Genomic DNA, 12,419 nt, shown 5'->3' with positions numbered 1-12,419 from the left:
TCAAATCTTGGGGAATGGCGGTAAAAAGGAAGTCTGCCTGAACAATTCACGAGAGGGACCAATACGCTAAAAAAGGAGAGAGTATTATGACAGCTACTCGTGGACTCGAAGGCGTCGTTGCCGCGCAATCGTCCATCTGTTCCATCGTAGACGGCGTCCTCAGCTACGGCGGGATCAACATTGACGAGCTTGCCGAGCACGCCACCTTCGAAGAAGTCGTCTACCTCCTCTGGCACGGTGTGCTGCCGAAGCGCGAGCAACTGGAAGAACTGAAGAAGCAGCTTGGTGAAAATGCCGCTGTACCCCAAGAGGTGATCGACAACATCCGTACATATCCGCACGGTGTTCACCCGATGGCGGCGCTGCGCACGGCTGTTTCCACCCTGGCGCTCTACGATGCGGAAGCGCAGGATATGGATGCGGAGGCCAACTACCGCAAGTCGATCCGCCTGGTGGCGCAAACCCCGACAATCGTCGCCGCTTTCGCCCGCATCCGCAAAGGGCTGGAGCCGGTAGCGCCCAATCCTTCCTACAGCATTGCCAAGAACTTTTTGTACATGCTGACGGGTCAGGAGCCTTCGGACACGGCGGTCAAAGCGTTTGACGTCGCGTTAATCCTGCACGCCGACCATGAGTTTAATGCGTCGACGTTTGCCGCGCGCGTAACGGTGGCGACGCTGACCGACATCTATTCCGGCATCGTCTCTGCGATCGGTACGCTGAAAGGACCGCTGCACGGCGGAGCCAACGAGGCGGTAGCGTCCATGCTGACGGAGATCGGCTCCATCGACCGCGTGGAATCCTACATCCGGCAGAAGCTGGATAACAAGGAGAAGATCATGGGCTTCGGCCACCGCGTTTACAAGGATGGCGATCCGCGCGCCAAGTGGCTGAAAGCGATGTCAAAGCAATTGACGGCACAGGTGGGACGTCCCGAACTGTACGAAATGTCCGTCAAGATCGAAGAGATGGTGACCGGAGAAAAAGGATTGAAGCCGAACGTTGACTTCTACTCCGCATCGGTCTACATGTCGCTCGGGCTGGAAAACGATCTGTTCACCCCGATTTTTGCGATCAGCCGCATGTCCGGCTGGACCGCACACATCATGGAACAATATGAAAACAACCGGCTGATTCGTCCGCGCGCCGATTACACCGGCCCAGTCAATCAGCATTACGTGCCGATCGACCGCCGCTAACCGCCCGGTCGATGGGAGACCGCAGGAACTACCACATTCAGGGTGGTAGTTCTCCTGCGTTTGTGGCTTCGTTTTTCCAATATTTTCCTATATATGCGATGTGGAGGGATTACAGTGTTCAAAACCTTGTCGATGCCGACATCCGGCGAAAAAATTAAGGTAGATAACGGACGTCTGCTTGTTCCCAACAATCCGATCATTCCGTTCATCGAGGGTGACGGTACCGGACCGGATATCTGGAAAGCAGCCGTGCGCGTGCTGGACGCGGCGGTAGAAAAAGCGTACAAGGGCGAAAAGAAAATCGCCTGGTTTGAAGTGTACGCAGGGGAGAAATCCTATAATCAATTCGGCGAATGGCTGCCGGAAGATACGCTGACGGCCGTGCGGGAATACCTGATCGCCATCAAGGGACCGCTCACCACACCGGTTGGCGGCGGCATCCGTTCCATCAACGTCGCGCTGCGCCAAGAGCTTGATCTCTATGCGTGCGTGCGTCCGGTTCGCTACTTCCAGGGCGTGCCGTCCCCGGTGAAACATCCGGAGCTGACCGACATGGTGATTTTCCGCGAAAACACCGAAGATATCTATGCCGGTGTGGAATGGGCGGAAGGAACGCCGGAAGTGAAAAAAGTGATCGAGTTCCTGCAGAAAGAGATGGGCGTGAAGAAAATCCGCTTCCCGGAAACGTCCGGTATCGGGATCAAGCCTGTCTCCAAGGAAGGAACGGAGCGTCTGGTGCGCGCCGCGATCAACTACGCGCTGGACAACAAGCGCAAGTCGGTGACGCTGGTGCACAAGGGCAACATCATGAAGTTTACCGAAGGCGCGTTCAAGAACTGGGGCTATGCCGTGGCTGAGCGCGAATTCGGCGACAAAGTGTTCACCTGGGCCCAATATGATCGCATCAAGGCGGAAGGCGGCGATGCCGACAAGGCGCAGAAGGAAGCGGAAGCAGCCGGCAAGCTGATCATCAAGGATGTGATCGCTGACGCCTTCCTGCAGCAAATCCTGACCCGTCCGGCGGAATACGATGTCGTAGCTACCCTGAACCTGAACGGGGACTACATCTCCGACGCGCTGGCCGCACAAGTGGGCGGCATCGGAATCGCTCCGGGTGCCAACATCAACTATCTGACCGGCCATGCCGTCTTTGAAGCAACCCACGGCACCGCGCCGAAATATGCGGGTCTGGACAAGGTGAACCCGTCTTCCGTCATCCTGTCCGGCGAAATGATGCTGCGTCATCTCGGCTGGAACGAAGCGGCCGATCTGTTGATCAACGCCATGGAAAAAACGATCTCCGCGAAAACCGTCACCTACGATTTCGCCCGTTTGATGGAAGGAGCAACCGAGCTGAAATGCTCCGAGTTCGGCGACGCGCTGATCAGGAACATGTAAGAAAAATCACGGATCTGGAGGGGATCCTGTTATGACCATGTTCAAACGCAAAAAAATCGCCGTCATCGGCAGCGGCTTCACCGGTGCAACCACCGCTTTCATCCTGGCTCAAAAAGAGCTGGGCGACATCGTGCTGGTTGACATTCCGCAGCTTGAAAATCCGACCAAAGGAAAAGCGCTGGACATGCTGGAGTCTTCCCCGGTGCTCGGCTTCGACGCCAACATCACCGGGACGGCTGACTATGAAGAGATCAAAGATGCCGACCTGGTGATCATCACCGCCGGCATCGCCCGCAAGCCGGGCATGTCCCGCGATGATCTGGTGAATACCAACGCAGGCATCATGCGCTCCGTGGCGGAACAAGTGAAGACCTATGCGCCCAATTCCATCGTGATCGTACTTTCCAACCCGGTGGACGCGATGACCTATACCTTCTACAAAACGTCCGGCTTCCCGAAAGAACGCGTCATCGGTCAATCCGGCGTACTGGACACCGCGCGCTTCCGCACGTTCGTCGCACAGGAGCTGAACGTGTCCGTGGAAGATGTGACCGGCTTCGTCCTGGGCGGCCACGGCGACGACATGGTTCCGCTCGTGCGTTACTCCTATGCCGGCGGCATCCCGCTGGAAACCCTGATCCCGAAAGACCGCCTCGATGCGATCGTGGAGCGCACCCGCAAAGGCGGCGGTGAGATCGTCAACCTGCTCGGCAACGGTTCCGCCTACTACGCGCCGGCCGCATCCCTGGTGCAGATGGCGGAAGCGATCCTGAAAGACAAGAAGCGCATCCTGCCCTCCATCGCATATCTGGAAGGCGAGTACGGCTACCACGATCTCTACCTCGGCGTGCCCACCCTGCTCGGCGGCGCGGGTATCGAAAAGGTAATCGAACTGGAGCTGACAGCGGAAGAGAAAGCGGCGCTGGATAAGTCCGCAGACTCTGTGCGCAACGTCCTGAAAGTATTGGAGTAAATGCGATCAACCGAAGCGGTGAAATAAATAGACATGAGTGATGGGGCCAAGCGAGCTCCTTTGACGACCCACGATGCGAAGGAACCATCACCCATGACAATACGGAAGCGTCCTGTCAAAAACAGGGCGCTTTCTTTACAGAAAAATAACTTGTATCCCGAACTGCCTTTTGGCAGACTGAAAGTTAAGAACAGGTTAAGAAAGATTGTTGCTGTGCGGTGGGGGGTTCAGCAAACGTGACGAAGATTTTGGTCGTGGACGACGAGGTGTCAATCGCCAAGCTGCTCCAGTTCAACCTGGAGAAAGCGGGGTATGAGGTGGTAACCGCCTTTGACGGCAAACAGGCCCTGGAGATGGTTCAGAGAGAGAACCCGGACTTCATCATCCTTGACTTGATGCTGCCAAAGGTGGACGGGATGGATGTGTGCAAAACGCTCAGACAAGAGAAAAACAATACGCCGATCCTGATTTTGACGGCCAAGGATGACGAGTTGGACAAGATCCTGGGGCTTGAGCTGGGAGCGGACGATTATTTGACGAAGCCGTTCAGTCCGCGGGAGGTGCTGGCCCGGGTGAAGGCGATCCTTAGGCGCACCCAGGCGGTTCCGGAGCCGGCGGTCGTGAATGAGGACGTGGTCCTGCAATTTGGAGAAATCCGCCTCTATCCGGAGAAATACGAGGTGTACCGCGGCGACCAGAAGGTGGAGCTTACGCCCAAGGAATTTGAACTGCTGCATCATCTGGCAATCCACCAAGGGCGCGTGCTGACGCGGGACCAATTGCTGAACGCCGTGTGGAACTATGATTTTATCGGCGACTCGCGCATCGTCGACGTGCACGTCAGCCATTTGCGCGAGAAGCTGGAGGAAGATACGAAAAATCCCCGCTATATCAAAACCGTGCGCGGATTAGGATACAAGCTGGAAGGATCGTGATGGTGGTGGGCAAGTGACGCGCTTCCGCATTCGACTCTCCTTGACCATCCTCGGCTTGATCTCCGTCGTCATGGTGCTGACGGGCGGATTTTTTGCCAAGGTGCTGGAACAATCGTATCTGGATACGATGCAGGAACTGCTGGGAAGGGAATCCCGGTTCATCGCGGAGTCGATCAGGCAGCCGGAACAGCTGGCGGATTCCGTCCTGCTGGCGGAGCGGGTCCGCCGGTTTTCCCCTGACGGCGAGGTTCGCGTGACGGTGATCGACAGGACGGGCACGGTCCTGTACGATTCGGAATCGGACCCGACGCATATGGAAAACCACGCCGCCCGTCCCGAGTTCAGCGCCGCGCTGCGGGGGGGAACCGGCATGTCGCGCCGCTACAGCGGAACGCTTGGCTACGATATGCTGTACGTGGCGGTGCCGATCCGTTCGGAGGCCACCGTGATCGGAGCCGTGCGCTCCGCCATGTCGATGGAAGAGATCACCAGGACGATCCATCGCATGTGGTACAGCCTGATCACCGGCCTGTTTGTCACGCTCGTGGTCGGTTCGCTGATCGTTTCCAAGATTTCGTCCAACATCAGCAGACCGATCGAAGAGATCACCCGCGTGGCGCGCAACATTACCCAGCGCCAGTTTGAGAGCAGGGTAAAGCTGAAGGCGAAAGATGAGATCGGCCAGCTCGCCGATGCGATCAATTTCATGGCCTCCAGCCTGGAACAGCAGATGTACGCCATTTCGGAAAACCAGCAGCGCCTGACCGGCGTGCTGACCAACATGACGAGCGGCGTGCTGTTCGTTTCGGAAAACAGACGCATCATGCTGGTGAATCCGGCGGTGGAGAAGCTTTTGGGCACGTCCGCCAATGAGCTGATCGGCAAACTTCATATCGAAGCGGGGAAAAATTTCGGGCTCAGCCGCTATATCGACCGCTGCATCGACACGGGGGAGAAGTTTCGCCAGGAAGTGCACATCTACTACCCCGAGGAACGCATCCTCGATGTGCATTTCGCCCCATACATCAACTTCAAGGGCGAGGCGAAGGGGGTCGTGACCGTTCTCCATGACATCACCGAAATTCGCCGCCTGGAGAAGATGCGGAGCAATTTTGTCACCAACGTCTCCCATGAGCTGCGGACCCCGATCACGTCGATCAAGGGCTTTACCGAAACGCTGCTGGACGGCGCCATGTATGACGAGGAAACATGCCGCAATTTTTTGCAGATCATCTATGACGAGAGCGAGCGCCTGTTCCGGATGATCCGCGACATCCTCGACCTGTCCAAGATCGAACAGAAGAAGATACCGCTGGACATCCGCAGGCTGAATGTGCATCAGTTGATTCACGATCTGGCGGCGCTTCTGCAGGAGCAGGTGCAGCGCAAGAACCTGTCGCTCAACCTGCCGGAGATGGCGGAGGTCTGGCTTCATACGGACCGCGACAGCCTGCACCAGATTCTGCTCAATCTGGTAAGCAACGCGATCGCCTATACACCGGAGGGCGGCACGATCACCATCAGCGTCGAGCAGGATCAGGAACGCACGATCATCAGGGTGTCGGATACGGGAATCGGCATCCCCGAGGAGGATCTCGGCCGCATTTTTGAACGCTTCTACCGGGTGGACAAGGCGCGGGCCCGCGACTCGGGCGGTACCGGCCTCGGCCTCTCCATCGTCAAGCATCTGGTGGAGAATCTGGACGGACAGATCAGCGTGGAAAGCAAGGAAGGCGTTGGCACGACCTTTACGGTATCATTGCCTCAACGGGCATGACAAGGCGAGGGTCAGGAGGATCCCCACCACAGACTGATGAGTAACGTTTGTTAGCTTCATGGCGTGATGGGGCCAAGCGAGCTCCTTTGACGACCGACGAAGCGAAGAAACGAAGACGCGGGAACACAGGGGGCGATAGTCTCACTTCGCTGAAACACCCAGATGTTGAGCCCCCTGCCCGCGTCGCTTTTCGGAGCGGACATGGACAACTTCCTCGCGGTCGTCAAGAGAGCGAGCGGGAACCATTACCCATGATCGACGGACTTTGTCTGCACAACTGTGGCGAGGATCGGGAAGACCCTCGCCTTTTTTCGCATTCAAAAAATTTACAAAAAACATACATGGCGTTAAACATGCGTCCATATTCTCCATGTACCATGAACGCGTCGAGCATCTTTTTTGGGGAAAAGTCGAGGCGCCCCGGGAGGAGAAGAGTACGCATGAGCAGACACGCTTTTGAGGAACAGCTGGATATTCTGCATCGCACGCTGATGTCGATGGGCTCTTTGGTCGAAGAGGCCATTCACAAGGCGATTAAAAGTTTGGTGGAACGGGACACGAAGCTGGCGGAAGAGGTTATTGAAAACGACAGGATGATCAACCAGCTTGAACAGGAGATTGAAGCCGGCTGTTTTCGCCTGATTGCGCTGCAGCAGCCTGTTGGCAGCGACCTGCGCAGGGTGGGGACCATGCTGAAGCTGGTGACGGATCTGGAGCGGATGGGCGATCATGCCGTCGCGATTGCCAAAACCACGCGCCGGCTGATGAACGAGCCGTATGTGAAACCACTGATCGATATCCCGATCATGGCGGACAACGTCAAGGCGATGGTCCGCGACTGCCTGAACGCATACATCGCCAAAGATCAGGCGGCGGCGGAGGAGGTGGCTGCCCGCGACGATATCGTGGACAAATTGTTCTCCAAAATCTTCCGCGACCTGATTGAAGTGATGACCAAGCATGAGCACACGATCTCGCAGGGGACGCACCTGCTGCTGGTCGCCCAGTATCTGGAGAGAATCGCCGATCATGTCACCAATATTTGCGAGTGGAACATCTATATGCTGACCGGCAGGATGACGGAGCTGAACAACTGACGGCTTCGTCAAGCGCACGCCCGTAAGCAGCAAAAACAGGGATGAAACCCATGGGTCTGCCCATACTAATTTGGGAGGTGCTGACACATGGGTTTTGCTTGGCTGGCGGGGTTGATGCTTCTGATGCAGCCATCGGCAACGGCGGACAGCTTTATCATCGAGATCGACGGACAGCCGGTTGCGGTTGCCCAGAAAGCCGATTACCACTTTCCGCTGCTGGGGAAGCCGTTCGTGGATGATGAGAAGCTGGATGGGTTTCTTGCCTGGGTGGCAAGCCGGGTAAACCGGCAGCCCATCAATGCCAGGATAGACGATTCGGGCCGGATCATTGCCGAAGAAAACGGGCGGCAGCTGGACGTGGAACGGCTGAAGCACGATTTTTTGCAGTATTATTACGGAACGGGCGGCATGCTGGTCCAAAATCCTTACCGGACGCTCCTGCCCAAGGTGGACAGGAAGCTGCTCGCACAGGTCCGGCAGAAACAGATCGGCTGGTATGTCACCTACTTCAACGCCCGCAACCGCAATCGTTCCCATAATATCAGCCTGGCGGCACAGGCCATCAACAACTGGGTGCTTTTGCCGGGCGAGGTTTTTTCCTTCAACAAGGTGGTCGGTCAGCGGACGGCGCAAAAAGGGTACCGGCCGGCCCCGGTCATCGTCAGGGGAGAGCTGTCGGAAGGCATCGGCGGCGGCATCTGCCAGGTCTCGTCCACGCTGTTTAACGCCGTGGACCGCGCCGGGATGCACATCCTCAAGCGCTATTCCCACAGCAGGGAAGTCCCATACGTACCGCCGGGCCGGGATGCGACGGTCAGCTGGTACGGGCCCGATTTTGTCTTTCAAAATCTGTATCCTTATCCCGTCCTCATTCGCGCCTATGCCAGGTATGGACAGGTGATGGTCTCGGTTCATTCGTTTCAGGAATTGGAATACGAACCGCGCCATGTACCGGGGGCCTCTACCAAACTGCCCCAGGAAACAAACGCAAACGAACAGAAAGTGACGGAAAGCGGCGATTCGTAGAAATCCCGCTTTTTTTTCTTTACCATTCCAAGCTACCTGTGATATATTGTCATTTGTAAAAAAATTTCGGACGCGAAATACTTAGCAGATAGGAGATTGAACCATGGGGAAAGCGCATGAGATTGGCACCCTGCTGCGAAAGCTGATCAAGACCTATCAGCTGCTGATGGCCAGGGAATGGGAACGGTGCGGCTTAACCATGCCGCAGATGATCGTATTGCGCGAAATTTCGCAAGGGCCCAAAACCATCGGCCAGATCAGCCAGTCTGTCGATCTGTCGTACAGCACCATTTCCGGCATCATCGACAGGCTGGAGCGCAGTCAGCTGGTGGAGCGTGTCCGGGATGAGCATGACAGGCGGGTGATTTGGATTCGCAAGACACACAAAGTGGAAGAGATGATGGAGCAGGTTCCGTTTCTCAATGAAGCCTACTATGCCGAGATGCTCGAAGGGATCACCGGAGAGCAGATGGATGCCATCATTTCCACCCTGCATGTATTGATTGGAATCATTGAACAGAAAGTTGAGGAGAACGCATGAACCGCAAAACAGTCTTATTCCTGATCCTGGCTTTGATGGTGGCAAGCGGAGCCGGCATTGGCGGCTACTACTGGTATGAAGGGGAGCATTACGTCAAAACGGAAGACGCCCGGGTCACAGGGGATATCTACCGCATCATGCCGCGGATCTCCGGCAAGATCACGTCGCTGGTCATCGCGGACGGCGATCCGGTGGTAGCGGATCAGATCGTCGGCGAGCAGGACACCGCCAATCTGCCGACCAACATGCTGGATAACGCCACGCTTCGTTCCCCGATCACAGGGACGGTCATCAAGACGCTGGCCAAAGTGGGAGAGGTCGTCAGCCCGGGCCAGACCGTTGCGATGGTCGTGGATGAAAGCAAGCTCTATATTTCCGCCAACATTGAGGAGACTGAAGTAGGGCGCGTCCACCTTGGCCAACCGGTGGAGATTACGATCGATGCCTTCCCGGACAAGACGCTGCACGGTCACGTGACGGAAATCGGCAGGGCGACCAACGCCACATTCTCCCTGCTGCCCTCCACGAACACGAGCGGCAACTTCACCAAGGTGACGCAGCGGATTCCGATCAAGATCACCATTGACAAGATGGAGGATGTGGACCTGTCTACCGGGATGAACGCATTCATCAAGATTGATGTGAAAGGAACATAGGTGATCACGATGAACAGAAAATCAACTATTACATGCGCATGCCTGTCTCTTCTCGCTTCCCTGGCCCTAGTCGCTGCGGGATGCAGCAGCCCGGAGTCGGCCGCCGCTCCTGACAACAGCCTGCCTGCCATAAAGGTATGGAACGTCGGCAGTGTGTCCGAAGGCGGGGTCATCGCCAGCGGCAAAGTGGCGGCGGCAGAGGAGATCCAGGTGGTTTCCAAGCTGGCCGGCAAGATGGCGTCGGTAAACGTGCAGGAAGGGGACGTGGTCAAGCAGGGCGCTGTATTGGCCCAGCTGGATGCCGCCGATTACATCCAGCAGGTGAAACAGGCGGAATCCGGCATCGCCAGCGCCCAGGCGAAACTGGCGGATGCGCGCGCCGGTACCCGCACGCAGGAGCTGGAACGTCTCGAAAGCGTCGTCGAGCAGGCGAAAGCAGCCCAGGATGTCGCCCAGAACACCTACAACCGGATGAAGGCGCTGTATGAGACGGGGGCCATCTCGCAGGCGGAATTTGAAAAAACCTCGCTGGAGCTGGAAAAGGCCCGCACCGGGTACGATCAGGCGAAGGCGCAGCTTGACCTGGCCAAAGCGGGGGCAACCCCCAACTCGCTGGCTGCCCTGCAGGCGGAGGTGGATCGGCTGCGGTCCAGCCTGGATCTGGCCAAAATCACGTTGGCCAACACCAGGATTACCGCCCCGATCTCCGGAATCGTCGCCCGCCGCAGCATCGATCCGGGGGAAATGGCGCAGCCCGGCGTGCCGCTCTTTACCCTCGTCAACATGAATGACGTGAAGGTGGAAGCAAGCGTACAGGCCGAAGCGATAAACCGGATTCGCACCGGCAGCAAGGTTGCCGTGCGCGTCAGCAGCCTCGGCAATCAAACGTTTGCAGGCACTGTGGAGTTTGTCAGCCCGATCTCCGATGCCAACAGCACCACATTCCCGGTGAAAATCAGGGTGAACAACCGGGAAGGGCTGCTGCGCGCCGGCATGGTGGCGGAAGTATTGTTGGACCAGCAGGCGGGCAGCGCGCTGAAAATCCCGGCGTCCGCTGTCGTCCAGAAAGAAGGCAAAGCCTTTGTCTACAAGCTCGACGGGGATGTCGTCCATCTGACGCCTCTCACCATTCAGGACCAACAGCAGGACTGGGTGACCATCGCCGGCGGTCTTGCCGCTGGCGACAAGATCGTCATCACCCCGGACGCCCGCCTGACGGACGGCGGCAAGGTCCGGGTGAATTAGGAGGCGAGCGGCGTGTCGCAAACGACAGAGGCCAAGCGCGCCGGGGAAAACGGCAGCTTCTGGGTGACGCTGTTCGCCATCATCCTCGGCACGTTCGTCGCCGTGTTGAACAACAGCTTGATCAACGTGGCGCTGCCCAAGCTGGTCAACGTCTTCGGGTCCACGACGCAGGACATTCAGTGGGTGCTGACCGGATACATGCTGGCGTCAGCCGTTGTCATTCCGATGAGCGGCACGCTCGGCGACAAGTACGGGTATAAAAAAATGTTTTTGCTGTCGCTCTCGGCCTTTACCATCGGCTCACTCCTGTGCGGCCTGGCGTGGAGCGACACCAGTCTGATCGCCTTTCGGATCTTCCAGGGGGTTAGCGGCGGCTTCATCATGCCGATCGGGATGGCGATGATCTACATGATCGTTCCCCGCCACCAGATCGGGATGGCGCTTGGCCTGTGGGGAATTGCGGCGATGGTGGCGCCGGCCGTCGGTCCGACGCTCTCCGGTTACCTGATCGAATATTACAGCTGGAGGGTGCTGTTTTTCATCAACATTCCTGTCGCGATCTTTGCCGTGCTGGTCAGCGGGATGCTGCTGAAAGAGACCCCGAAAAAACCGGAGCTCTCCTTTGACATGCCGGGGGCGGTGCTGTCCGTCATCGGGTTTGGCACACTTCTGCTGGCGCTGACCAAAGGGCAGTCGGAAGGATGGGATTCCCTGTATATCGTCAGCCTGTTCTTCCTCTCCTTTTTCAGCCTGGTGCTCCTGGTCTGGGTGGAAACGGGGAAGGAACAGCCGCTGCTGGATTTCCGGCTGTTTAAAATTCCAGTCTTTTCCATCAGCGTGGTTACATCCGGCCTGGTGATGATGGGAATGTTTGGCGGCGTCTTCCTGACCCCCCTCTTCCTGCAGAACATCCAGGGGCTTTCCCCCGTTGACACAGGGCTTCTGCTGATGCCGCAGTCGATCGCCATGGCCTTGATGATGCCGATCAGCGGGAAGCTTTTCGACAAGTTCGGGGTCGGCCCGATCGGCTTGGTCGGGTTGACGATCATGGGGACGATGACCTATGAGCTGCATCGCCTGACGGCCGACACGCCCCACCGCTGGCTGGATATGATCCTGACCATCAGGGGGCTTGGCATCGGCCTCTGCATGATGCCGCTCACCACGGTGGGAATGAACAGTGTTCCCCGCCACATGGTGGGGCGGGCTTCCTCCTTGTCCAACGTGATCCGCCAGGTGATGGGCTCGCTTGGAATCGCGGTACTGACGGCGATCATGACGCAGCAACAGTCGCTGCACAGCGCCATCATCGCGGAGAGCGTCTCCGTCACGTCGCCTGTGGCGCAGCAAACCATCAGCGCTTTGGGCGCACTCTATGCCCAAGGGGGAGTCGATGCGGCCAGTGCCCAAGGGGGAGCATTGGGCCTACTGGCCGGTTTGGTCCAGAGGGAAGCGGCGGTTCGCGCCATTGCGGACACGTTCCTGATCTCCGCGATACCGATTTTGGCGTCGATTCCGCTTGTGTACTTCCTGCGCAAAAAGAAAAGTCCGGCCCAGGCCGGACAGGCTTGA

Annotated in this window: 11 protein-coding genes; all 11 read left to right on the top strand. The window is 57.5% G+C overall.

What is annotated here, in order from left to right:
- Positions 1-86 precede the first annotated feature (86 nt).
- The 11 genes from citZ to G3578_RS06500 all read left to right on the top strand — a co-directional run bounded on the left by citZ (position 87) and on the right by G3578_RS06500 (position 12,419).
- Positions 87-1,199 (top strand): citrate synthase, encoded by a 1,113-nt coding sequence (gene citZ / locus G3578_RS06550; RefSeq protein WP_165210355.1) that lies wholly within the window; start codon positions 87-89, stop codon positions 1,197-1,199.
- Positions 1,200-1,313: 114 nt separating this feature from the next.
- Entirely contained in the window at positions 1,314-2,597 is a 1,284-nt protein-coding gene (icd, locus tag G3578_RS06545; RefSeq protein WP_165210352.1) for an NADP-dependent isocitrate dehydrogenase, read from the top strand.
- Between the two features lie 31 nt (positions 2,598-2,628).
- Positions 2,629-3,570, top strand: coding sequence for a malate dehydrogenase (mdh, locus tag G3578_RS06540; RefSeq protein WP_165210349.1), 942 nt, complete (start codon positions 2,629-2,631; stop codon positions 3,568-3,570).
- 236 nt (positions 3,571-3,806) lie between these two features.
- A complete protein-coding gene (locus G3578_RS06535) occupies positions 3,807-4,505 on the top strand; it encodes a response regulator (RefSeq protein ID WP_165210346.1) in 699 nt (232 codons plus the stop codon).
- A gap of 13 nt (positions 4,506-4,518) precedes the next feature.
- Positions 4,519-6,282, top strand: coding sequence for a two-component system histidine kinase PnpS (pnpS, locus tag G3578_RS06530; RefSeq protein ID WP_165210343.1), 1,764 nt, complete (start codon positions 4,519-4,521; stop codon positions 6,280-6,282).
- A gap of 440 nt (positions 6,283-6,722) precedes the next feature.
- Entirely contained in the window at positions 6,723-7,379 is a 657-nt protein-coding gene (gene phoU / locus G3578_RS06525; protein ID WP_165210340.1) for a phosphate signaling complex protein PhoU, read from the top strand.
- Positions 7,380-7,466: 87 nt separating this feature from the next.
- Positions 7,467-8,405 carry a VanW family protein gene (locus G3578_RS06520; RefSeq protein ID WP_165210336.1) on the top strand — a complete coding sequence of 313 codons (939 nt, stop codon included), beginning with the start codon at positions 7,467-7,469 and terminating at the stop codon, positions 8,403-8,405.
- A gap of 103 nt (positions 8,406-8,508) precedes the next feature.
- Positions 8,509-8,946 carry a MarR family winged helix-turn-helix transcriptional regulator gene (locus G3578_RS06515; RefSeq protein ID WP_165210333.1) on the top strand — a complete coding sequence of 146 codons (438 nt, stop codon included), beginning with the start codon at positions 8,509-8,511 and terminating at the stop codon, positions 8,944-8,946.
- A complete protein-coding gene (locus tag G3578_RS06510) occupies positions 8,943-9,602 on the top strand; it encodes an HlyD family secretion protein (RefSeq protein WP_165210330.1) in 660 nt (219 codons plus the stop codon). Before G3578_RS06515 ends, G3578_RS06510 begins: the two co-directional genes overlap by 4 nt.
- Before the next feature lie 9 nt (positions 9,603-9,611).
- A complete protein-coding gene (locus G3578_RS06505; RefSeq protein ID WP_165210327.1) occupies positions 9,612-10,847 on the top strand; it encodes an efflux RND transporter periplasmic adaptor subunit in 1,236 nt (411 codons plus the stop codon).
- 12 nt (positions 10,848-10,859) lie between these two features.
- The gene (locus tag G3578_RS06500; RefSeq protein ID WP_346773971.1) at positions 10,860-12,419 is read left to right on the top strand and encodes a DHA2 family efflux MFS transporter permease subunit; all 1,560 of its coding nucleotides are present in this window, start codon (positions 10,860-10,862) and stop codon (positions 12,417-12,419) included.

Source organism: Brevibacillus sp. SYP-B805, from assembly GCF_011059135.1.
In the GTDB taxonomy this organism is placed as follows: domain Bacteria; phylum Bacillota; class Bacilli; order Brevibacillales; family Brevibacillaceae; genus Brevibacillus_F.
Note: the sequence above shows the minus strand (reverse complement) of the source record. Positions and strands in the feature narration are given on the sequence as shown.